General features: G+C 57.3%; 12 protein-coding genes and 3 pseudogenes. 10 read left to right on the top strand and 5 right to left on the bottom strand.

Annotated elements, in window-relative coordinates; translation table 11 throughout:
• Positions 1 to 322: 322 nt before the first annotated feature.
• The 3 genes and pseudogenes from QA644_RS14345 (at position 323) to QA644_RS14335 (ending at position 3850) form a co-directional block, all read left to right on the top strand.
• A complete protein-coding gene (locus QA644_RS14345; protein WP_283069131.1) occupies positions 323 to 2524 on the top strand; it encodes a calcium-binding protein in 2202 nt (733 codons plus the stop codon).
• A 361-nt stretch (positions 2525 to 2885) separates the two neighbouring features.
• A pseudogene (locus tag QA644_RS14340) lies at positions 2886 to 3349 on the top strand (nucleoside deaminase).
• Positions 3350 to 3436: 87 nt separating this feature from the next.
• Positions 3437 to 3850, top strand: a complete 414-nt coding sequence (locus QA644_RS14335) for a GNAT family N-acetyltransferase (protein ID WP_283069130.1) — start codon at positions 3437 to 3439, stop codon at positions 3848 to 3850.
• Positions 3851 to 3913: 63 nt separating this feature from the next.
• Here the strand turns inward: QA644_RS14335 and QA644_RS14330 are convergent, their stop codons facing one another.
• The 4 genes and pseudogenes from QA644_RS14330 to QA644_RS14315 form a co-directional block, all read right to left on the bottom strand.
• Complete coding sequence (locus QA644_RS14330) at positions 3914 to 4144, bottom strand: Imm32 family immunity protein (protein WP_074063896.1); 231 nt, start codon at positions 4142 to 4144, stop codon at positions 3914 to 3916.
• Between the two features lie 106 nt (positions 4145 to 4250).
• Positions 4251 to 5676, bottom strand: a pseudogene (locus QA644_RS14325) (IS66 family transposase).
• A gap of 67 nt (positions 5677 to 5743) precedes the next feature.
• Complete coding sequence (gene tnpB / locus QA644_RS14320; RefSeq protein ID WP_283069129.1) at positions 5744 to 6097, bottom strand: IS66 family insertion sequence element accessory protein TnpB; 354 nt, start codon at positions 6095 to 6097, stop codon at positions 5744 to 5746.
• 394 nt (positions 6098 to 6491) lie between these two features.
• Entirely contained in the window at positions 6492 to 7475 is a 984-nt protein-coding gene (locus tag QA644_RS14315; RefSeq protein WP_283069128.1) for an FkbM family methyltransferase, read from the bottom strand.
• A gap of 624 nt (positions 7476 to 8099) precedes the next feature.
• Here QA644_RS14315 and QA644_RS14310 point away from each other — a divergent pair.
• Positions 8100 to 8572 (top strand): annotated as a pseudogene (locus QA644_RS14310) (IS5 family transposase); the annotation flags it as partial.
• A gap of 139 nt (positions 8573 to 8711) precedes the next feature.
• On the opposite strand, the gene QA644_RS14305 reads toward QA644_RS14310, so the two are convergent.
• On the bottom strand, positions 8712 to 9911 hold the full coding sequence (locus QA644_RS14305; protein ID WP_283069126.1) for an IS256 family transposase: 1200 nt from the start codon (positions 9909 to 9911) through the stop codon (positions 8712 to 8714).
• A 236-nt stretch (positions 9912 to 10147) separates the two neighbouring features.
• Between QA644_RS14305 and QA644_RS14300 the strand changes: the two genes are divergently transcribed.
• The 6 genes from QA644_RS14300 (at position 10148) to QA644_RS14275 (ending at position 24726) form a co-directional block, all read left to right on the top strand.
• Positions 10148 to 11185, top strand: a complete 1038-nt coding sequence (locus QA644_RS14300; RefSeq protein WP_283069124.1) for a phytanoyl-CoA dioxygenase family protein — start codon at positions 10148 to 10150, stop codon at positions 11183 to 11185.
• 125 nt (positions 11186 to 11310) lie between these two features.
• Positions 11311 to 13203 carry a hypothetical protein gene (locus QA644_RS14295; protein WP_283069122.1) on the top strand — a complete coding sequence of 631 codons (1893 nt, stop codon included), beginning with the start codon at positions 11311 to 11313 and terminating at the stop codon, positions 13201 to 13203.
• Positions 13204 to 13585: 382 nt separating this feature from the next.
• On the top strand, positions 13586 to 14764 hold the full coding sequence (locus tag QA644_RS14290) for a polysaccharide biosynthesis/export family protein (RefSeq protein WP_283069121.1): 1179 nt from the start codon (positions 13586 to 13588) through the stop codon (positions 14762 to 14764).
• A gap of 224 nt (positions 14765 to 14988) precedes the next feature.
• Entirely contained in the window at positions 14989 to 22431 is a 7443-nt protein-coding gene (locus QA644_RS14285; protein WP_283069120.1) for a type I polyketide synthase, read from the top strand.
• A 1-nt stretch (position 22432) separates the two neighbouring features.
• Complete coding sequence (locus QA644_RS14280) at positions 22433 to 23848, top strand: aminotransferase class I/II-fold pyridoxal phosphate-dependent enzyme (RefSeq protein ID WP_283069119.1); 1416 nt, start codon at positions 22433 to 22435, stop codon at positions 23846 to 23848.
• A gap of 14 nt (positions 23849 to 23862) precedes the next feature.
• Positions 23863 to 24726: an SDR family NAD(P)-dependent oxidoreductase gene (locus QA644_RS14275; protein ID WP_283069118.1), complete on the top strand. Its 864-nt coding sequence runs from the start codon at positions 23863 to 23865 to the stop codon at positions 24724 to 24726.
• Positions 24727 to 24740 lie beyond the last annotated feature (14 nt).

Genomic DNA, 24740 nt, shown 5'->3' with positions numbered 1-24740 from the left:
GAGGGCTGCCCTGCGAATCCCCACAGCAGGAAAAATGCGCGAACGCGAATGAGGAGGTGCGAAATTGCGAGGCTCCACCGGTCTCGGCCCAAGGTACTACTCCAGCCATTTCTGAGCAGCGCTTGAGGGCCCTCGCCCTTTGTCCCGCATCGCGCCTTCAAACTCCTCGTCAGCGATTTATTCCACCGAGGATTTCATCGCGAAGAATTTCCATGTAAGCGAGAGGCCGGGACGCTGGCAAAAAGTCGATCCGCGATTATGCTAATGGTTCTCGCAAAACGTGATTTTACTTCGATAAATTCCCGATAGAGGAGCAGCTGTGTTGGGACAAACTACGCTAACGGGCACCGAGGGCAATGATGAGCTGTGGGGAGCTGGACAAGAAGTCTATGGACTCGACGGCAACGACATCATCCATGGTGGAAAATACATAGATGGCGGAGCCGGCAACGATAAGATTTATGCGAGTTCCGAGGACGCGACAATCATCGGTGGCGATGGCAACGATTCGGTTCTCGACAGCTACGGAAGCCATACGGTCATCACTGGCGCCGGGGATGACTACTATGGTTTCGATCCAGATCATTATTTTAACGAGGACATTGACGTTGTTGACCTCGGAATAGGCAACGATACGGCTTCCATTTCGTTTGTGGCCGATGAAATGCATTCCACCATAGCGGGCGGTGAAGGCTTTGATACGCTCTTGGTAATGGCCCCCAACGTCAGTCGGGGTCCCGAAATAGTCGATTTTCGCTCGACTGGAGGAGAGGTGCAACTCGATGGTTTTAGAATAAGCGGGTTTGAGAGAATTTCATTTAAAGCAACAGAAACTACGAAGCTTGTGTATTTTGGTGGCTTTGATGATGCGTTTATCGGCCTCGGGTATAAGGCAACGACAGTATATGCGGGGGGCGGGAATGACTACTTGGACAGCGGCGGAGGCGCCAACCTACACGGGGGCGAGGGCAATGATATAATCATTGCGCAAGGCGGCACTCAGGCGATCATCAACCGCGCCTTTGGTGATGCCGGCGATGACCTTATCTTCGCAAATTACAAAGTGGCAGACTATGCCTCGCACGGTGAACTCACTGGGGGAAGCGGGGTCGATGGATTCATCACGGTAGGACACCGGCAGAGTGATGAAGCTGACTACATTATGGATTTCGATCCGGCTAGCGACTGGCTAGGTCTGAGCAACGTCGGACACCGAGCAGTCGCTGGCGAAACTCAAAGGCTTATTCTCGAAAAGACGAATATCGCGAACAATTCTGCAGAGCTCTCGTTTGACACAAAGTTTCCCGCGCCCATGATGACTGAGAGCGGATTTGCGACTTATCGGATCACCTATGACAAAAAAACTGGCGAGGTGTTTTTTGAAGATAAATCGCAGGCGTTCCCCGAAAAAATCGTCCAGTTTATTCTCAAAGGTGCGCCTCACCTGACGTTGGATGACTTTTATGGCATGAGTATTCAGATTCCCACTCTGGATGATGACGTTCTGCACGGAACAGCGTTCTCGGATGGTCTCCGAGGTGATGCTGGCAGCGACTATATCTATGGAGGTCTCGGGAACGATATTATCTACGGCGACGGCGGCGGCCCTTTCACGGGAATTCCGGATGGCTCTGATCACCTGTTCGGCGAAGGCGGAAATGATATCCTCAACGGCGACGCTTCTGATGATGTACTCATAGGTGGTACCGGGGCTGACCAGATTACAGGTGGAGTCGGGTCTGATTCGGCATCATATGAAACTGCCGACAAGGGCGTAACCGTTTTTCTTTCGCGACCATCCACCAATTCAGGTGACGCTGCAGGGGACATCTTTAAATCGATTGAAAACATAACGGGCTCGAAGTACGACGATAAACTGTCCGGCGATAGCTCCAAGAATGTGTTGAATGGCAATGTCGGCAACGATGTCCTGATCGGGAGCGCAGGCGCCGATACCCTACTGGGGGGCTCAGGGTCCGATACTGCGTCGTATGAAACAGCCGATGCTGGCGTTTCTGTTTACATGACCAAGATGCAGAACAGTACAGGTGACGCATTAGGCGATACCTTCAAATCGATCGAAAATCTTACCGGCTCGCGATTTAACGACGTTTTGTATGCGGACGGCAGTGTCAGTACGCTCAACGGTGGGTTGGGCAATGACATTCTTTACGGCAACGAAGGTGCCGACAAACTGATTGGCGGTGCCGGCGCGGATACGTTCCTGTTTAAGGAAGTCTCGGACTCGCGCCTGACGTCCTTTGACGTAATTTACGATTTCGGCGGAGCCGATGGCGACATAATGGATGTCTCCGGTCTCGACGCCAGCACCAAGACATCAGGAAATAATGCATTCAATTGGATTGGCACAAGCGCGTTCACCGGCCATGCTGGAGAAATCCGCTACGAGAAGTTAGCTGCTGATACAAATATTTACGCGGACACAAACGGTGACGGAAAAGCAGATTTTATGATCCACTTGGCTGACGCACAAACTTTGGACAATGGGTTTTTCATATTGTGAGAGAGAGAGAGAGAGAGAGAGAGAGAGAGAGAGAGAGCATAATTTGGTGACGGACGGCGCACTCGGTCAGCTACATGTGCTCACCGCGTCGCCGACACGCCGCTCACGCGACTTTGCCGAAATGCTCCCATCGAATTGGCGTCCTCAACGTAAGCGGCGTGCCGCTCGCACCTTGACCGAAATCATACGCTACATTTTGCTGATCGCAGTATGATGGAGGCGGCAACTATGCGCGCGAATAGGAGACATCCATATCGGCCTCCTTCCCCCTGCCAGCATCTTGACTCTGATTTGCAGCTCCCTTGGAAATCTCTTCGATTCAAGACAAGATCATCACGTTCTAGTGTTTGGGGAGACTCCGATGGAAAACCACGAGCCGTTTTTGCGCGAGGCGATTGCGCTCTCGAAATCGCGATGGAAGGCGGCGACGAACCATTTGGCTCGGTGCTTGTGAAGGACGGCGAAGTAATCCTTCGTGCCGAAAACAGCGTCTTCACCGGCCACGATATGACGAACCACGCCGAGATGAACCTGGTAAAACTGGCGGCGCAGCACTACGACTCTGCTTTTCTCGGTGACTGCACGCTCTACACCAGCACGGAGCCGTGCGCGATGTGTTCCGGGGCGATTTACTGGTCGGGCATCGGGCGTATGGTGTTTGCGTGCTCCGAAACGCGGCTTGGCGAGATCGCTGGGATCGGGTTGAACGTGCCAAGCCGGGCGGTGTTGCAAACCGGCGCGCGCAACGTCACTGTGGTTGGCCCGACGAACCTCGAAGCCAAAGTCCATCAGGAATTCTGGCCGAGGCATCTGGGCAAGGCATAGTCTCTTTCGTCCTAAATTTCATATCCTTCACCGCGACGGCAAGCGCCATAAGCGCTGGCCATCGACCTACCAACAATGCGGAAAGCGATGGAAATTCATATTACAGACATGCCCTCGGATGAGGATGTTGCGATCATCGAAAATGGCCTTATCGAATTCAACAAGAGACATATCGGTGCATCAGACCGACGACCACTCGCGGCGCTCGTTCTCGATGAGCATGGCGAGGTGGTGGGAGGCTTGTTAGGCCTTACCGCACGGGGGTGGTTAGTAATCGACACATTGTTTGTGCCGGAAGAGTTACGGGGGCAAGGAATTGCAACACGATTGCTCGAAACGGCGGAAAACGAGGCTCGTCAGCGAGGCTGTCATGGGGCATGGCTCGATACGGTAAATGCCGATGCCAGTCGGCTCTATCAGAAGTGTGGCTACCGATCGTTTGGAAAGCTGGACGACCTACCAAAAGGCCATACTCTCGTTTTTATGTCCAAGTCACTTTAGACATATTAAAGTCCGGTTCGGGCCGAAAGGCGACCTCGGCAGAGGAGGAAGCCTATTGTTCCCTCAGGGGAGAAGGCGGACAAGTCTCAGGCTATTGCAAAGCTCGTACTGATCGCCGCCCTGCAATTCTTCTGTCAGCTCGTGGCCTGCCCAAGCGGGCGTCATTAGGTGAAAATGGTCATGACGTTCTCGCAGCTTCGAGAGTTGAAAGATCAGGAATTCGAGGCCTTCTCTATCAAAGCAGATAGCAACTTCTCCCTGCTCCGATTTTTGTTTTTCCACTGTCAGCAACATGCTGATTACCCTCTCGTGCGTCGAGATTTATAAGTAGCCGAATGCTGCAACCAAAGTCGACATAGGTGATCGTCCGCTTCGGGCCGACTGCGTCTTTGGGCACGCGCTACTTCACCGCATAATTCCATGGTAATAGCTCCTCAATTCGGCTCTGCTTGTGGCCGTTGACGATGGCGCTGAGCGTGCTGGTCAGATACGCAAGCGGATCGACTGGTTCTCTCGACACTGTTGTTGTCGATCTCGATGCGGCCGTCAGCCAGAAAGCTGCAAAGGCCATCCCAATATTTGGCGATATAAGCGAGAGCCTCGCCAAGCGGCGATTTGCCAGCGACGCGGGCACGATGATGGGTGAGCCAGGTCCGCATATCCGCGATTAACGGTGCTGATCGTTTCTCCCTTTCGGCCAGCCGGACGTCGGGGGAAAGACCGCGCAACTCGGCTTCGACGCGATAGAGTTCACCGATCCGCTTCACACCGTCCTCAGCAATCGGCGCTGAGCCGGTGCGGGTGATCTCGACCAGCTTGCGCCGGGCATGTGCCCAACAATAGGTGAGCCGGATGTCAGGACCGACACGGTCCTGTGCGATCAGGCGGTTGTATCCGGCATAGCCTTCCACCTGCAGAACACCTGAGAAACCGTGCAATATTCGTTCGGCGTGCAGTCCTCCGCGACCGGGCGCATAGGTGAAGGCGACGCCTGGAGGTGCTGTGCCGCCCCATGGACGGTCATCACGCGCCAGCGCCCAGAAATACCCTGTCTTGGTTTTGCGGGAACCGGGATCAAGCACCGGCGCACGGGTCTCGTCCATGAATAGCTTAGTCGAGCGCTTCAGATTGGCAATCAAGGCATCGAATACCGGACGCAGTTCAAAAGCTGCCCGACCGACCCAATCGGCCAGTGTGGAGCGGTCGAGATCAATTCCTTGGCGGCTCATGATCTGGGCCTGCCGATAGAGCGGAAGATGATCGGCGTATTTGGACACCAGCACATGTGCGATGGTGGCCTCCGTCGGCAACCCGCCGTGGATCAGTCGCGGTGGGGCCGGAGCCTGAGCAACACCGTCGGTACAGGCACGGCAAGCATATTTGGGACGGCGGGTGACGATGACGCGGAATTGCGCCGGAACGACATCCAGCCGCTCGGACACGTCCTCGCCGATGCAATGCAGGCATTCGCCGCAAGCGCAGACCAGGCTTTCCGGCTCGATGATCTCTTCTATGCGAGGAAGGTGAGCCGGAAGAGAGCCGCGATTGGCTGCACGGGGTTTGGACCGCTGCTTGCCCGAAGGGCTATCCGTTTCGTCTTCGGCATGGACGGCAGCGATTGCCGTCTCAAGGTCCTCCAGTGCGAGATCGAACTGCTCGGGATCAGCCTTCTCGGATTTGCGGCCGAAGGCGGATTGCTTGAAAGCGGCAACAAGCTTCTCCAGGCGCTCAATCCGCTCATCCTTGCGGACTTCACGCGCTTGCGCCGAGATCAGCATCGCCTTCAGGGCAGCAATATCGTCGGGAAGATCGGCGGCGTCCAACATGGTGGAAGTCTATCAAATCCCGCTTGATTCATGCTCGGAATCTGCCGCCCGAGTCATCGTGTCGCATCTATTCGATGGCGTCCGGCACTCTTGCCTCCACAGCACGGACCCGACGCCAATCGAGGCCTGCAAACAGCGCCTCGAACTGAGCATGGCCCAAGGTCATCAAGCCGTCCCTGACGCCCGGCCAGGTGAACGTGTGTTCCTCCAACCGCTTGTAGGCCATCACTAGCCCGCTTCCATCCCAGTAGATCAGCTTCAATCGGTCTGCTTTGCGAGACCGGAATACGAAGACCGTTCCGGTGAACGGGTCTTTGTGCAGCTCGTTCTTGACCAGCGCCGCCAATCCATCGTGACCTTTGCGGAAATCGACCGGCTTGGTGGCAACCATGATCCGCACGCGGTTCGATGGGAAAATCATGCCGGGACCGCGCAGGCACGCGCGACAGCGGCGATCCGAGCGACGGACGCACCTTCTTCCAGACGGATAATGACGGAACCGACGATCACCAGTGCCGGTGAACCTCACGCCCAGACTTTCTGGTCGTGAGAACCTCCAATGTAGTCTTCATGGAGAAACTCCCGTTGCTCGTCCATGGAAAGGCGATCACAGATTACGGCAGCGAGGACAACGTGGGGCTGGAACAGCGGTTACTCCTCAACTGCCCTGGACGGGATACCTTTGCAAAGAGCCAACAGAGCTGATCAGCAGGCCGCTGGTGCGGCCGTATCCGCAGGTTACGGATTGTCTGCCACATTCAACTCCGCACAACCTTAAGACGAATCAGAACATTGGATCATCTATTCTCCTTTGACTATACGGCGTAGACATCAGTTTCCGTATGATAAAAGTTATGATGACCAAGATAAAACTGATAGTCTGGCCTTAGGGCTTGGACTTGAAAAAGCAATTCCCAGAGATCATGCGGCTTATGGTATGCGCTAATCATAAGACGAGGCTTATATGTCCGGATTGTCTTCTCAGCGCCGGAGAGCGCGGCAGCTTCAGCACCTTCAATGTCCAATTTTATAAGGGTAGGAGGACGACGACCTGGCTGAGAGAAAAATTCGTCTAGAGAAACGACAGGGACTTTGAGTCCGCCATTCTCTGTCAACGCGTGACCCGCGCTCGGGCCTTGATCATTGTTGAAGGAAAGCGTGGTCGTCGAACTCCACACCCCGAGCTTGACGGGTTCAACTTGATGAAGATCGCTATTGCGATCTGCCATCTCCTTGAAGTTTTCCGGGTCAGGCTCGAAGGAATACACCTGACCGTTCGGGCCGCAGGCTTTCGCGAACATCCGAGTGATTTTGCCAACGTGGGCGCCTGCATCGACTACTACATCACCGGGTGTTACTTTGACGAAGGGATGGTCGTACTCACGATATTTCGCGATCCTTAGATACCCATTGTCATTGAACAGGCGCGAGGCCAAGATCGAACGCATCGTCGCCTTGGATTCCTCATCCTGAAGGAGCCCATACATGCGGCTGATGTCTCCTGTGTTTCGGGCGAGTATCTTCGGGTCAGCTAACCGGCTTTTTTGCTTCGGCACGAGATCAGCATCGAGCCAGAAAAGTGCCTGACAAAACTGCCGGCATGTGGAGAACTGAAATTTCCTCGGCACGCCGGCAAATACCACAGGAAGGCCGGGTCTGAGAGGGTACGTTGCCCGGTTCACGATTGGAACGCCTCTGATGTCAGATCTTTCACCATCGTCAGCGACCAAAGCTTCAATCTTGTAACCACGATCATGAAGTCGTCTGACTGCGGTCTCATAGGCGCTTGGTTCACCCATTACGAGAACAGTTGAACCTTCTGGTAGTGGCTGGTTGGCGAGTGGTACCCTATATCGAGGCGACCTTTTAACCTGTAAGCGAACGTCGCGAAGGGCATCGTTAACGAACGGGCCACTCGATATACTCTGCACAATCTTCTTCCTCGTTATGATTTCGAGATTCACCAATACGCCACTTCATCGAATAAGCAACTCGTCCCGGATCCAGGGTTGCTATTGTTTAATCGGAATCGTGACCCACGCAATCTAGAGCATCTTCAATGAACGTGGAGTCGGTTGGGGGTTCCTTCGATGGTGAGGGTCTGAATCACTGTGCCTCGTGATTTGCGAGGAGATGAGGATTACACGCAGCCTGAGTGCAGACCTTCGCGGTCGTGTGATTGAAGCGATCGAGGGAGGACTGTCGACGCGAGAGGCGGCGCGGCGCTGTCGGAGCGGGATTTCGACGGCGGGAAGTTGGTATAGCCGCGATTGTGAGACGGGCGAGACGGTCGCCCGCAGGCAGGGTCAGCTATGACGTCGCTCGATGCGCACGAAGCCTTCATCGTCGGTTTGATCGAGGAGACGCCGGACATCACACTTGCAGAGATGACGTAAAGGCTGGTGATTGAACATGGTGTGCGGGTGATCGATAGTCAGAGTGTCAAAACCGCCGAAAGCGGCGGCGTGCGGGAAAGAAAGATCAAGGGCCGCAAGCGCCATATCATCGTCGACACGCTTGGCCTGATGGCCTCATGGTGCACGGGGCCGACGTTCAGGATCGCAACGGAGCGCCCGATCTCTTGAAGTCCGTTCGTCACAGATGGCCTTAGCTGCTTCATGTCTTTGCCGATGGTGGCTACCCTGGCGAAAAGCTGAAGAACCGACTGAAGAGAATCGGCAAGTGGACACTCGCAATCATCAAGCGTTCCGACAACACCAAGGCGTTTGAGATCCTACCACGCCGGTGGATTGTCGAGCGCACATTTGCATGGCTGGGGCGATGCCGCAGGCTGGCGAAAGGCTTCGAGAAATCCCTCGCTTCAGCCCATGCCTGGATCACAATCGCCCACATCCGCATGCTCACGAGACGGCTTGCAAGATATTGCTATCGTTGATCACTTTTCGAGTTCGACCCATAGAGTCTGACAACAACTCACGGAGTCCCGCCCTCGATTCCTGGTCCAGATCGTGTCCATGGAAGTGGTGTAGCTCGCGGCTGATGGCCGTGCTTTCCGACATAGGGCCGGAGGGATATCAGCGTGCCACAGCGGGCAGACTGATTTGGGGATCATCGCTCATTTGCGCCATGGTCTCAAGTGTCAGGTATCTGGCGCGTTGGACGGTCCATTCATCATTCTGTTCGAGCAGCAGTGCGCCGACGAGACGGACGATGGCTTCGTCGTTCGGAAAGATGCCGACGACCTCGGTGCGTCGCTTGATCTCGCCATTGAGACGCTCGATTGGATTCGTCGAATGCAGCTTTGCCCGGTGCTCTTTCGGGAAGGTCATGTAGGCGAGCACGTCCTCTTCGGCATCGTCCATGATGGTGGCGAGCTTCGGCACTTTCGGCCTGATCTGATCGGCGACGCTGCGCCATTGAGCGCTTGCTGCCTCCGGGGTCTCCTGGGCAAAGGCCGTTGCGATGAAAGCGGATACGACCCGCCTGCCGCTCTTTCCGGCATGTGCCAGGACGTTTCTCATGAAGTGAACCCGGCACCTCTGCCAGGTGGCGCTGAGAACCTTGGTGACCGCGGCCTTGAGCCCTTCATGCGCATCGGAGACGACGAGCTTGACGCCACGCAGACCCCGGCGTGTCAGCCTGCGCAGGAATTCCGTCCAGATCGGCTCAGCTTCGGACGTGCCGACTTCCATACCCAGAACCTCACGCCGCCCGTCGCTGTTGACACCGACGGCGATGATGACGGCGACGGAGACGATGCGACCACCACGCCGGACTTTGAGGTAAGTCGCGTCGATCCAAAGGTATGGCCAATCGCCTTCGATGGGACGATCGAGGAACGCCTTCACCTTGACGTCGATCTCTTCGCACAGGCGGCTCACCTGGCTCTTGGAGATGCCGCTCATACCCATCGCCTTGACCAGATCATCGACTGAGCGCGTCGAGATGCCTTGGATATAAGCCTCCTGGATAACAGCCGTCAGAGCCTTCTCCGCCATCCGACGTGGTTCGAGGAAGCTCGGAAAGTAGCTGCCCTTGCGCAGCTTGGGAATGCGAAGCTCGACCGTTCCGGCTCGCGTCTCCCAATCCCTATCACGGTAGCCATTGCGTTGAGCGAGCCGCATCGGGTTCTTCTCGCCGAAGTCAGCGCCGGTGGCTCCGCCAACCTCCAGCTCCATCAGCCGCTCGGCTGCAAAGCCAATCATCTCGCGCAATAAATCGGCATCGGCGCTCTTCTCAACAAGCGAGCGCACGTTCATCATGTCATTGGTCATCGGTGGTCTTTCCGTCAGGTTGGTCTTGAACAACCCGACCCTACCGGAAAACACTGATGGCCACCTTACTCCTCAAAACCTACACCACGTGCCGGGACACGATCCCTGGTCCATACTCCGTTCGCCAGCTGCGAGCCTTGCTTCTGGCCCAACAAATGCCGTTAGCTGCGATTCGATGTTGCTTGGTTGACAAAAAGACGCCAAATTCGCCCGAGCAAGTCGAATGGAGGGGAACGATGCCAAAGCGAAAATGGTCGCCACTGAAGGTGCTGATGCTTCCTGTTTATGCGCTTCAAATCATTACTGGCGAAAAGCGCTTCATTGAAAATCCGCTGCTGGGGAGCGAAAAGCTCAACCGAAATGGCCTACATATCTGGCGCGTCAAGACCGCCGCGAAAATTGTAGAGTCGCGACGCCGGCGCCTGCAGCACCTCATTCCTCAACATGAGCGTGCCTTCTTCGCCGAGAACGGCTATATAGAACGACGCAATTTCCTAACACCGGAAATGTTCGCGCAGCTTCGTTCCGAAGTCGAGGCCCTTCGCGCGCCGGCTCGCGAAATGACGCAAGGGAAAGCGGTCACGCGCCGGACGTCCCTCACTCCTGAGGTTTTGAAAAACTACCCGGCTATTCGCGCCCTGGTAGATAGCAATGCGTGGAGCGACCCACTGCGTTATGTCGGAGGCTTTAAGGCAGAGCCAGTCATCAGTATACAAACTATCTTTGGGACGGAGACCGAAGAGGGCAAAGGAAAAGATCCGCAAACTGATCTTCACATGGATACGTTCCACTCGACGGTGAAGGCCTGGTTTTTCCTCTATGATGTTACTGAGGACGAAGGCCCCTTCACCTATGTAGCCGGCTCTCACAAACTGACCAAGCGGCGGCTCGCCTGGCACAAGAGGAAGAGCATCCTGGCATCCATGCGCGGCGACAACGGTTCGTTCCGGATTCCAGAGAACCAGCTGCACCTTTTGCGTTTGCCTGAACCTACCAAGTTCGCCGTTCCCGCCAATACGCTCGTGGTCGGAGATACGTTTGGATTCCATGCCAGGGGCAAGTCGGTCCGGCCTTCCGTGCGCGTCGAAATCTATGCGTCGCAGCGACCTAATCCGTTCCTTCCCTTCGTCGGCCTTGACGCAGCATTCTTACCTTTCGTGAAGGGCCGAAAGGAAGTCATCGGCTGGTTTATCGAAGACTGCCTCGTTCGATTGGGGCTGAGGCGGCAGATTTGGAAGGACATCGGTACGGCGGGGCCGCTCGATCCTCGGTGATGACTGACGAGTTCTGTTGCGGTAAACACGACAACGTGGTTACTGCCGAACGGTAAGATATTCGCGTTTCACGAGCGGTCCATGCGACCGTCGTCTCGCGACCGAGGCGGCTAGATCGAGATGCAATGAATTACCTGATCGATAGACTGGCGGAACTTGTTCAAGATTTGATCGAACGGAAGAGGCTCCTCAATATCCTGAGCCTGGTGCTTGCCGCCCTTGCCTTCATCGTACGTTTTCTGCCGATGCCTGCACACCGCCGTCGCATTTGTGACGGCCGAATGTATATTGCCTGTCAGCAGAAAAATTTCAAAAAAGCAGCCGAAACCGTTGTTGAGCTGAGCAACAGCGAAACACCGGGTGCGGACTCGATGCGGCTGTTTTTCTACGAGGTTCTCGGGCACGTCGATCCTCGATACGCGTACAAATTAATGAAGGGACGCCACTTCGACCGAACCCTCTCGCCTGTGCTCGAGGCGGCTCTGCTGCGCAGGAGCGGAGAGAATGAAGCGGCCCTCTCTACCTTGGATTATGTTGCAGAGACATTTCCTGTGCGGGTTCAGGTCGCCGAGTTCAAGAGAAGCTTGTTACTCGAGGAACGCAGGCACGAGGAGTTTGCCGTCGACGGTTTGCGGCGCCTCTCGCACGATCACGACAAGCCTCTCTTCCAGTTTGCGGCTTCGGTTGCGGCCGCGTCCGAGAGTGCGGGCCGAGATGACATTCTGAGGTCTGTGATCGAACGAATAGTTCGCGATCGCGATGCAATTCTCGATGACCCCGCGCTTCTTTCAAGGTTTGCTCAACAGGCGATCGAGGCTTCGATGTGGCTCCTGGATCTCGCAGGAGCAAAGCAGGTCCTTGAAGCGCTTCGAAAAGGCGGGATGAAGAAGGCGGCAGACCGACTAGAGCGAAGACTCGACATTGATGCGCTTGCGTCGATGTCCGGGCTCATCGAACAAGCGCATCGGGATATCCTGGGGCGGGTTGGACTAAGCCACGCTGTGGGCGAGACATATGATGCAGTTGTCATCATCCCATCGGCAGCAGTACGCTCCAACAAGATCGACTATCCCGGCTTTCGGTCTGACATCAGGTTTGTTTTGCGAACCATCACGGACTGTCTCGACGCAATGGGCCTGAAGTACGGAGTTAAAGGGCAGATTAAGCTGCATGGGGTCGAAGACCTGCCAGTACCGTTCTTCTCCTATCACACAGTATCCGAGCATCGAAATGGCCTTCATTTTAAGGAAACCGATCGCCCGTCGCGCTTCAGCTTTGACGCCGGCGGTTACTCCGGATGGTCGGAATTCTCGAGAAAACGTCTCACTGAACTGCCGCTCGACGAGGTGGATCTCTCCATGGCCGCCAGCTTCTTCGACCAGGATCAGGCGCAAACCATTTCCCGCAACGTGTCAAAATATGCGCAGGATCCGCTACGCTCTGCTGAGGTGCTGCCAGCCCGTTTCGTTTTCATTGCTCTCCAGATGGTTGGCGATTCGGTGCAGGAATTGGCGTATCGAAGCCCAATCGAAATGATGGAGGAAGTCGTCACCGCATGCGAGAAGATCGGTTACTCCGTTGTCGTCAAGCGCCATCCACTTTGTGGTTCGACAACAATTGGAAAATACATCCAAGAAAACAAAGACGCTGGTCGGATCGTTGCGGCCACCGGCAGCATTCATACTATCATCGCCCAATCGGCTGCCGTATGTGTGGTTAACTCCGGCGTGGGTGCAGAAGCTCTTTTGCACGAGAAGCCAGTATTTGTTTTCGGCCGCTCAGATTACATGGCTGCTTGCTGCGTTTGCGAGCAGCCAGGCGACTTCGAAAGGCAATTCCGGCCCGGAAAAACCGCTGTATCGCCAGCCGACCTCCGGCGGTTTTGGTATCTTCTGCGCAACCACTATGCGGTGGATCTTCGGAATTCCGAAAGAGCCAAAGCGGCCATTCGCACGCGCATCGAAGCGCATATTCTGAAATTGCGTGGAATTGGGAGCTCAGCGGCTAAGGTGTCCTGACGAATGCGACCGGACGGCAAATTTCGCTGGTTACAGTTGTTAACTAGGTCCGATTATCATTTGCATCTGCTGAGCGTCTCCTGCTTCAGTTCTTTAGGGCAGGTTAGCGGCTCGGATGGAACGCAGGTAAGGGCGGTTTTGCTGGTTTAAGCGCCTTTAACTCAAATTGAAGATAATTCCTGCACTGCTTGTGCGACCTTGCTAAGTCATTGCTTGCGGTATGGCGTTGATAACGCAGCTGTGATTTTTTTGGAGGTCGGTCCGTCAATTGACTTGTTGTGAGACGCTCAGTGTGCTTTGCAGGTGCCAATTGGAATCTACTGCAAATAAGTCGGCCGCGGTAACTAGGAAGAGTGACCCCGCCGATATCGAGGGAAATCAATTGGTTCGATCGAGTATTGTGTTGATCTGCCTTGCCTTGGCAGGCTGCCAGGGGTTGCCTGCGCAGGGACCTCTTGCCGATACGATTAACAAGGATGCCGGGCGATCCGCGGCAGAAGTCGGTCGACGTAACGCCGCCGTTTTCGACATCGTTGACGTCGACAGCCGCTCTGCCACTCTCGTTTCCAACTACGTGGCGACTGCTCTTAATCGCCGTTTTGGCATTGGCGGCGGTGTTGACCGTGTGGTGATCGGTATTGGGGACCACCTCAAGGTGACAATATTCGAGGCCGGCAGCGATGGCCTCTTCTCGACAACGGAATCAAAGCAGACGAACCTCGATATCGTGGTCCAACCGGATGGCATGGCGGCAATTCCCTATGCGGGATCGGTCAGGTTTGTAGGCAAGACGCTCGAGGAAGCGCGCAAGGCAATTCTTGCGTCATTGGCAAACAAAGCCGTCGAGCCGGACGTCATTGTTACGAGCGTGAGCACCGCTTCGCGAAACGTGACGGTTTCTGGTGAGGTTGGCAAGCCGTCCCAGGTGCCGCTGAGCCTCGTCAGCGAGAAGATCACCGAGGTGCTCGCCAAGGCAGGCGGACCGCAAGCGCAGCCCTATGAAGCCTATGTGACGCTCGTCCGCGGCAAGAAAACCGGAACGGCTCTTCTGCAGTCGATCATCGAAAACCCATCGGAAGACATCTACGTCCAGCCTGGAGACCGGATTTTCGTCTCGAAGGACCCGCGGACGTTTACAATCCTTGGTTCTGCCAATCTGAACGCACGTGTGCCATTCGGTGCGAACGATCTCAATCTGCTTGAGGCGGTAGCACTTGGTCGAGGCGGCAATGATCAGGCGACGGACGCAAAAGGATATTTCCTGTTCCGCTATGAAGAACCTGATGTCGTCATGAGCCTGCTTGGCACCAAGCGGTTCCATGAGCTGCTGAACAAGGGGCTGGCGCCGGATAGCGTTGGCCGCTATCCGATCGTTTACCGTTTCGACATGAGTCATCCAGATAGCTTGATCGTCGGGCAGACGTTCCCGGTCAAGAATCGCGACGTTATCTACATCTCGCGCCATCCTGCCGTCGATATTCGTATGTTCCTGGGAATTGTCGGGCAACCGGTCGGTATTGCCGCGCAGAGCGCTGGAATTTACAACAACATGAACAATTAGATCCAGCTGCTCATCGTTGCTATGCTTTTGGAAGGGGTTCCATCAGGAAATGATGGGGCTCCTTCCTTTGTTTACAATCGGTTACGGTTGTTATTGAAAGTTATGGGAATACAACCGCAGATACGATTTTTTCGGATGACAAGCCGCAGCTTTTATGATGTGAACTTTAGCTGGCGTTGATAGCCACCCTCTGCCGCCTACTGCCATAACGACACCGGGTAAACATGACGATTGAGATTATTGGGCGCGCAAGCGTTGCTCCAGGCGCTTCTTCAGTGGATGAACTGCGGCAAATTCTCGAGGACGGGAAGTGCACCGTCAGCGAAATCCCGGCCGAGCGCTGGCAGCTCGCCCGCTACTGGCACCCGCATCAAGGCATCCAGGGCAAGACCTATACGTTCGCCGCCGGTGTTCTTACTGACGTCTATCATTTCGATCCGGCTGTTTTCGGCCTTTCCCAGCGCGAAGCGATGCAGATGGATCCGCAGCAGCGGATATTGCTTAGCCTTGTCTGGCGTGCGCTTGAGGACGCCAATCTTCCTGCAGCTTCCCTGAGTGGCGAGCAGGTCGGCGTCTATGTCGGTGCATCCAGCCTTGATAACGGCAACCTTGCCGTCGAGGATCCAGCGACCGGCAGCCCTTATTTCATGACGGGCAACACGCTTTCAATCGTTTCGAACCGTATCTCGCATATCTTCGGGCTGCGCGGCCCAAGCATGACGATCGACACGGCCTGTTCGTCGTCGCTGGTGGCGCTCGATCAGGCCGTCCGTGCGCTTGATCGCGGGGACATCGATACGGCAATCGTGGGCGGGATCAATCTTTTGGCGCATCCGCTTTCCTTCGTAGGTTTTGCACAGGCGCGTATGCTGTCGCCCGAAGGCCTGTGCCGAGCCTATGACACGAATGGCCATGGCTATGTGCGCGCCGAAGGGGGCGTCGTGCTGGTGCTTCGCCGCACCGACAAGGCTCTGCGCGAAAGGGATCGCAGCTACGCCCGTCTTCATGCAACCGGCGTCAATTCTTCTGGCCGTACCAATGGCATTTCCCTGCCGTCGCGGGAGGCGCAGGCTGCCCTCCTCAAGTCGGTTTACGAAGGCGCCAATATCGATGTGAACCGCATCGCCTTCATAGAAGGCCATGGTACGGGCACGCGCGTCGGCGACCCCGCTGAAGTCTGGGCCATCGGCAGCGTCATCGGCAAGAACCGCCGGGCGCCAGTTCCGATCGGCTCCATCAAATCGAATATCGGTCATACTGAACCAGCCTCCGGCCTCTTCGGTCTCCTAAAGGCAGTCATTGCGCTTGAAAACAATTTCCTGCCGGCAACGCTTCATATCCAGCGGACAAACGAAGACATCGATTTCGAGGACCTGAACGTTCGCGTCAACACCTCTCCGATCGAGCTGATGCCTGCGAAAACCCCGCGCTTTGCAGGCGTAAACTCGTTCGGCTTTGGCGGCACGAACGCCCATGTCGTGATCAGCGATCCGGATCCTGTCGCACCGCCTGAGCCGCAAGCAAAGGGTGATCGCGTCATCTTCATGGCAAGCGCCCATAGCGCCTCGGCACTTGAGGGCCTGCTTGATGACTATAAGCAGCGTCTGGAGCAGGCCGAGACCAGAGAGGCGCGCCAGCTTGTCGCTTCGGCGGTGGCGAACCGTGAGCCAATGCGCCACCGTTTTGCTGTCAAAGCGAAAGACAGCGACGGAGTGCTGGCAGCAATCAGCGCTCATCTGGCAGGTGAGCCGACGGCTGGCGAGCATGGCGAGGTTCCTGGTCAAGGCGTGCGGGTTGCATTTGTCTTTGCCGGAAACGGCTCGCAGTGGCCGGGCATGGGCGTGGATGCCTATCGCGAAAACGCGCATTTCCGCCAATGCTTCCAGTCCTTCAGCGCGCTCTTTGAATATTATCTGGGCGAAAAGCTGACTGATCTGCTCTTTTCCAAAGACCTGCCGGAGCGGCTCGCAGACACCAAGATCGCTCAGCCGATGCTGTTTGCGGTGCAGGCGGCGTTGATCGACTGTCTTTCGGCGCAGGGCCTGAGACCCGATGCGGTTCTTGGTCACTCAGTCGGCGAAATTGCCGCTGCCTACGCCGCCAAGGTGCTGACGGCCGCGGAAGCTGTGGCGATCGTCGCCAAGCGTTCGCAGCATCAGGACCTGCTCGCCGGCGAAGGCAAGATGGCAGCGGTCGTCATGAGCGCGGATGCCGCGCTTGCTTTCGCAAATGCGAACCGCTTCGACAATATCTGCATCGCAGCCATCAACGCGCCGAATTCAGTGACGATTTCCGGCCCATCAGACGAGGTTCAAGCCTTCCGCGACGCCGCCCGCAAGGCGCAGATCATGGCGCATGTGCTCGATATTAATTATCCGTTCCATCATCCGATCATCGATCGGGCGAAAGATGCATTCTTCGACGATCTGCCGGATCTTGAGCCAGATGCCGGCGCCGGCACCTTCATTTCCACCGTCACCGGCCGCCATGCTGATGGGCAGACGCTGGACACGGCTTATTGGTGGCGCAACGTGCGCGATCCGGTGCTGTTCAAGGACGCTTGTGAAGCCGCGATGGAAATGGGTTGCAACCTTTTCATCGAAATCTCGCCCCGCCCGATTCTTTCGAACTATGTGACGGACATCGCCAAGAACATTTCGCATCAAGCGGCCGTAATCCCGACGCTTGCGCGTGAAAGCGGAACCGGCCGCGATCCGGTCGCGCAGTCCTTCGCGCGTGCTGTGGCTCATGGCGTATCGCCGCTTCGCTCACGCAACGCCGCCGGTCGCAACGCCTTCATTCAACTTCCTCCGCTGCCGTTCGAGAAAGTTGAATTGCGTCCGCAGCCGACGAGCGACGAGATCGACATCTTCGGCCGCGATCAGCGTGTGCCTTATACGCTGCTCGGCTGGCGAACCGATCCGAACGCATCGAGCTGGAAGAACCATGTCGACGCCAACCTGCTGCCAGACCTTGCAGAGCATGTCGTGGATTCAAAGGCGATCATGCCTGGCAGCGGCTTTATCGAGATCGCCGTAACGGCTGCGCAGCAATATTATGATACGGACGAGGTCGAACTCGGAAATCTGGAGATCGTCCGGCCGCTGGAATTGCGGCAAGATCGTATCGCCGAACTTTCGACGGTCCTTTCTCCCGAAACCGGCAACATCGAAATCCGCTCGCGTGAACGGCTGAGCAATGACGACTGGACCGTTCATGCCGTAGCCCGGGTGCGCAAGACGATCGATGCTGTGGCCGACGAGCGCGCAGCCCCCGTCGCCGGCGAAGTCAAATCGGTTCTGACGGCCGAAAAGACATATGAGACAGCTGAGCGCTTCGGCCTGCAATATGGTCCGCATTTCAGGTTGTTGTCGAAGGCCGTCGCTTTCGGGCACGGTCTGATAGAGGTCGATCTCAAGACGGCACAAAAACCTGCACACCCTTACCTGAGCTACAATCTGAATCCGATGTCGGTCGATGCAGCGTTTCACGGTCTGGTGGCGCTTTTCGATCAGCTATCCGGCGATCAGGCAGGCGCGCCCTATATCCCTGTGCGCTTCGGCTCCGTTCGCGTCAGGCGTTCTGAACGCCCGGTCGTCAGGGCGACGATCGGGATCGATCGGTTCAGCCAGAATTCGATCAAGGTGCGTTTCCGGATGTTCGACGATGCCGGCACGCAGGTTGCGGCATTCGACGATTGCCGCTTCCGCCGGACGTATCTGAGGCGTCACCACACGCTGGATTCCGTCGCCTTTCACTATGAGAGTGTCCCGTCCGCGCTTTTTGCCGCGACACCCGACATTCATGCGCTTCCGGTCATTGCTGGCGCCCCGGACGTTGCGCTGAATAACGCAACCCTTCTGCTCGACGCCGCCGTCTATCGCGCATGCCACGAGGTCGCGCTTGCGCTCGCGGCAAAGGATGGCTCGATTACGATTGGCAGCCTTCCCGGCGATGCCGCATTCAGATCCTTCCTCACCAGCTGCCTCTTCAGCCTTGAAGATGCGGGCATTGCCTCTTCCGATGATGCAAAATGGACCGTTGCGACTGAATTCACGCTGCCGCCGGTCCAGGAGGTTCTGCGGGAACTCTATGGTGAAGATGCCGGCCGCATCGCGGAAGCCGTCCTCATCAACGATGCGCATCGCGACGCTCTCGAGAAAATCGCGGCCCTCAAGCAGGGCAACGACATTGCTTCTTCGAAGTCGGTCAGCGAAGCGACGCTGGAGCATGTTCTCGTCCATTCGCCCTTGAGCTTGCACCGCCTTTCTGTCGTAAGCGGCATGGTCGATGGTGTGCTGAAAGCGAAGAAAGGCGGCATCCGTCGGATTCTAGAAGTTGGGTCTATCTCGACCGCCTTCAGCCGCAAGCTTGCCCTGGCAGCAGCCGAACACGGCGCTTTGCTGGTCATTGCCGACCCGCGTGAAAATATCCGGCGTACGCTGGAACTCGCCTTCGAAGACAGTGCGCATGTCATTGTCGCAGACCCCGATAAGCTCGGCGATCAGGCCGCGGCCGATCTGGTTGTCGCTGCCGGCGATCAGAGCCAGCAGTATCTTTCCAGCGACGAGGCGCTCCAGGCTGTCGTGCGCAGGGCAACTGCTCACGGTGCGACGCTCGTCCTTGCCGATCGTGCGCCTTCCGCTTTCAACGACTTCGTATTCGGCCTGTCGGACGGCTGGTTTGCAGGCAGCCAGTCTCCGGAATTTCCGATCGGAAAGCTCGGAACCGCCCGGCAGATTGAGGATCTTGCACATTCGCTCGGATTTGCGGACTCAAAGGTCGACGAAGCCGAGTATCCGGAAGGCAGGCTCGTTTCGCTGATCGCGCAGCCGAAGGTGGTAAGCGAAGAACCACTGGCCGCCGAGGCCGGTAATGGCCCGCTATTTGTGATCGGCGAAGGCTCAAGCCACGCCTCGGACTTCGGGGGGCTGGCAACAATATCCGTTGCGGCGGACGAGCCGAAGTCGGCTTATGCTGAAGCCTTCTCCAAATTCGCGGGCCAGCCGGTGCGTGCGGTCTATTATGCCGAGCGCGCATCGAAGGAAGACCCATCGAAGCTGTCACAGGATCGGCTCGTTACATTTGCGTCTTTCGCAGAAGCGCTTGCCGCCTACATGCAGTCCGGCGAGGCTGCCGCAAACAGCCGTCCGCAGCTTCTTCTCATCGCGCCCGGCGGCTCGCCGCTTTCCGGTGATGGGACCGACGGCGCAAACTCCGGGCTTTGGGCCTTTGCCCGCGTCCTGCAGAACGAATATGAATTCCTGGACGTCCACATGCTCGATGCGGAACCCAGCGATCGGCGAGTTTCCGGCATCGTGAACTCGATCTTCGCATCACCTGGGGCAAACCGCGAATGGATGCTCGACGAGGCAACCGGCGAGGTCCGTGAACTGCGCGCTGTTACCGGGCCTTCAGCGTCATCTGCCCGGATGACCGGCGACTATGCCGCTGCCACGATCCGCCAGCATTCGGCCGGACGACTCGACAGTGTTGCCTGGGAAGCTTGTGACGTACCGTCTGCTGCCGACGGCGAGATCGTCGTTGCCGTCGAGGCAACGGGTCTCAACTTCCGCGATGTCATGTGGGCTATGGGCCTACTCCCCGAAGAAGCACTGGAGGACGGCTTTGCTGGCGCCACGATCGGCATGGAGTTTGCCGGACGCGTTGTCGAAACGGGCATGGGCGTCAGTGATCTGAGGCCCGGCGACAAGGTGATGGGCATCGGCCCAGCCGCCTTCTCGACGCATGTGAGGGTTCGCCGAGACGGTGTCACCAGGCTACCCGAACGGATGGATACGGTCGCCGCAGCAACCGTGCCGGTCGCGTTCCTCACGGTCTATTACGCCATGGTCGAGCTCGGCCGCATTCAGCCCGGCGAGACGATCCTGATCCATGGTGCCGCAGGCGGTGTCGGCCTGGCTGCCCTGCAGATCGCAAAGCTGAAGGGTGCCACGGTCATTGCCACGGCGGGAACGCTTGAGAAGCGTCGCTTCCTGGAAACGCTCGGCGCCGATCATGTCTTCGATTCGCGCTCCCTGGACTTCGTGACCGATATCCGCCGGATTACCGATGGTGCCGGTGTCGATCTCGTTCTCAATTCGCTCTTCTCCGAAGCCATGGAACGTAGCCTGGAACTCGTGAAGCCGTTCGGGCGCTTCCTTGAACTTGGAAAGCGCGACTATTATTCCGACCGCAAGATCGGGCTCCGGCCTTTCCGCCGCAATATCAGCTATTTCGGCATCGATGCCGACCAACTGCTCGTCAATGTGCCGGAACTCACGAAGCGGATATTCACCGAAATCGGAGAGTTGTTCTCCGCCGGAAAGCTGGTGCCGATCCCCTATCGCGCTTTCGGCTACGACGAGATCCGCAGCGCGTTCCGACTGATGCAGAATGCTGGCCACATCGGCAAGATCGTCGTCCGTCCCCCGATCATCGGCAAGGACAAGGTCCTTCCGGCACCCGGCAAGGCGCTTCGTTTCGATTCCGATGGCACCTTCCTCGTGGCAGGCGGTATCGGCGGCTTCGGCCTTGCGACCGCAAACTGGCTGGTTTCGAAGGGCGCCCGGAAGATCGCGCTTTGTTCGCGGAAGGGCGTTGCCGACGACGAGACTCGCAAGGCGATCACCGAATGGACAAAGAAGGGTGTCACGGCAAGCGTGCATGCTTGCGACATCACCGAGGAGAGGGCGGTCGCCGCCCTGCTTGGCGAATTGCGCACCAAGGCGCCGCTGAAGGGCATCGTCCATGCAGCCATGGTGCTTGACGATGCCCTGCTTTCGAACCTCACGGCAGAACGCAACCGGCCCGTCGTCGACGTCAAGGTCAAGGGTGCGGAAATCCTCCACCGGCTGACGGCAGATGACGACCTCGATCTCTTCCTGCTGTTCTCGTCCGCGACGACGATGCTCGGCAATCCGGGCCAGGCGAACTACGTCGCAGCCAACGGCTACCTCGAAGGTCTGGCGCGCCAACGCCGCGCAGCCGGACTTGCCGGTCTGGCGGTCGGCTTCGGCGCGATTGCAGACAAGGGCTACCTGGCGCGTAACGCCGAGGTGAACGAGGTGCTTTCGAAGCGCATCGGCAAGTCGGCATTGAAAGCGGGCGATGCGCTGGAGCAGGTCGAGCGCTACATGCTTGCCGATCAGGGCCGCATCGAGGGTGCGACCGTCATGATCGCCGAGGTCGACTGGAGCGCGGCGCGGCTTCTTCCAATTGCCGGAAAGTCGCTCTTCGAGACGATCATGCGCCAGGCAGGAAGCAGCCAGGCGACCAATGACAACGAAACCATCGATCTCGAGGCGATGATAGCCGGCAAGTCTGCAGATGAAGCGCAGGCCCTTATCCATAAGCTGGTCGCTGCCGAAATCGCAGCGATCCTGCGTATCACCGAAGATGGGATCACACCGGAAAAAGTGCTGAAGGATATCGGGCTCGACAGCCTGATGGCGATGGAACTCGGCATGAGCTTCCAACAGAAGACCGGTTTCGACATACCGCTGAGCGGTATCAGTGATGGCACGACCATCGGCGATGTTGTGGCTCGTCTCCGGGAGCGCGTGGCCAGCCGTAGCGGTGGAAACGAGGGAGCAGGCGAAGCCGAGCAGGTTGTCAGCCAGCTGATCCAGAGTCATTCTGGCACGGTTCAGAAAGCGGCAATGTGAAATGACGGATAATCCAGACGGCAAGGCGCAGGACCGGAAAACGGGACTGCTCGATCAGATGCGGCACGCCAACGAGTCGTCCGGCAGAAACCGGGCAGCCCGGATGAACCGCCACCCTCAGCCGCCGGTTCGCCAGGTGACACGATTCGACGAACTGCCGGAATACCAGCGGGTGATGACCCAGAAGATCGGGGCGCAGATGGCTGGCATCGGCAACCCCTTCTACCGGTCTCATGACAAGGCGGCAGGTGCAACGACTGTCATGTCCGGCCGGGAATTCGCAAACTTTGCCTCCTATGACTACCTCGCAACCAATACCGACCCGCTCGTCAACCAGCGGGCAAAAGAGGCGATAGATCGCTTTGGCATTTCTGCATCGGCAAGCCGGCTGGTTGCCGGAGAGCGGCCCGTGCATGTCGAACTTGAACATGCGCTTGCCAAGGTCTACGGCGTCGACGCTGCGGTCTGCTTCGTCAGCGGCTACCTGACCAATGTTGCTGCGATCAGCTGTCTGATGGGCGCGCAGGATCTCGTGATCCATGACGAGTTCATTCATAACAGCGCGCTTGCCGGGATCAAGCAGTCAGGCGCGACGCGCCGTCTCTTCAAGCACAATGATGTCGAGAACCTCGAATCCGTTCTGAAGTCGCTGTCCTCCGACTTCCGGCGTATCCTGGTGATCGTCGAAGGCGTCTACTCGATGGATGGCGATATCGCCGACCTGCCGGCACTGGTCGAGCTGAGGTCGCGTTACGGCTTCTGGCTGATGGTCGATGAGGCGCACGCTCTCGGCGTCCTTGGAGAAACCGGTCGCGGCAGCTTCGAACATTACGGCATCGATCCACATGACGTCGACATCTGGATGGGAACGCTTTCCAAGACCACATCGAGCTGCGGCGGCTATATAGCCGGAAGCCAGGCCCTGGCAGACGTCTTGAAGGCGGAGGCCGGCGGCTTCGTCTATAGCGTCGGCCTGGCGCCGGTACTGGCGGCTGCAGCATTGACCGGGCTGGAAATATTGACGAAAGAGCCGGAGCGTACTACCCGGCTGCGGCGCAACGGTGCGCTCTTCCTCAAGCTTGCGAAGGAAGCCGGTCTCGATACCGGCCTTGCGACCGGTTATTCCGTTGTTCCGGTGATCGTTGGGGATTCCGTTCGCGCCGTGCAGCTTTCCAACGATCTTCTCGAAGAGGGCGTAAACGCGCTGCCGATCATCCATCCGGCAGTTCCCGAGGGCATGGCGCGGCTGCGTTTCTTCATCACCTGTAATCACACGGATGAGCAGATTAGCCATGCCGTCACTGTGACGGCAAAGCGGCTGAAAGATTTACAGGACCGCAATTTCGGCCTAGGTTCGATCGACTTCGAAAAGGTCATGAAGCTCCTGCCGATGAACCAGGTGGCGGGCAAGCCTTAAGGCAGGACGATGCAATGCATGTCATCGTAACCGGCGGTTCAAGCGGTATCGGATTAGCAGTCGCAAAGGCTTACGCCGCCAGAGGCGAGCGTGTTTCGCTGATCGCACGCGATGCGGCACGCCTCGATCAGGCGGTTCGAGACGTCCAGGCTGTATCGAAGGGCGGAAGCTCTTTTGCCGTTTCGGCTGACGTTTCCAAGCATGAGGACCTGGCATTTGCGGTCAAAGCCTGTGAAACGGCAAACGGCCCCTGCGATGTGCTGATCGCCTCTGCCGGCATTGTCGAGCCGGCCGCCTTCGATGCTCTTTCAGCCGCGGCCTTCGACCAGCAAATAACCACAAATCTCATGGGCACCGCAAATGCCGCCCGTGCCGTTTATCACAGCATGAAGGCGAGGGGGCAGGGCACCATCATGGTGGTCTCGTCGGGTGCCGCATTGATTGGCCTTCACGGTTATGCGGCCTACTGCGCCTCTAAATCGGCCCTCAAGGGCTTTGCGGAAGCCGTACAGGCGGAAGCCGTCGGAACGGGAATTCGCGTCTCTATCTGCTTTCCGCCGGACACGCTGACACCGCAGTATCAGCGCGAAATCACGATGCGGCCATGGCAGGCCGAGGTTCTCATGGGCAAGGTGAAGCCCTGGACGGCGGAAGCAATTGCACAGCGCATTATCGCCGGTATCGACCGCAACCGCTCGAAGATTCACTTCACGCCGTCCCTCATGGCGCTTGCCTATCTGGGGCCGTTCATCAAGCCGCTGCTTTCGCTCTGGTACCGATATCGGTTGAAGCGTGGCGCAAGGGAAACGCACGCAAGGTCATCGACTGTGCATTTGAAGTCGGGGATATCATCGGGCATTGACACGCCCAAGCTTTAATCGGATTTGGCATT

This window comes from Rhizobium sp. CC1099 (genome assembly GCF_029714385.1).
GTDB lineage: Bacteria > Pseudomonadota > Alphaproteobacteria > Rhizobiales > Rhizobiaceae > Rhizobium.
Note: the sequence above shows the minus strand (reverse complement) of the source record. Positions and strands in the feature narration are given on the sequence as shown.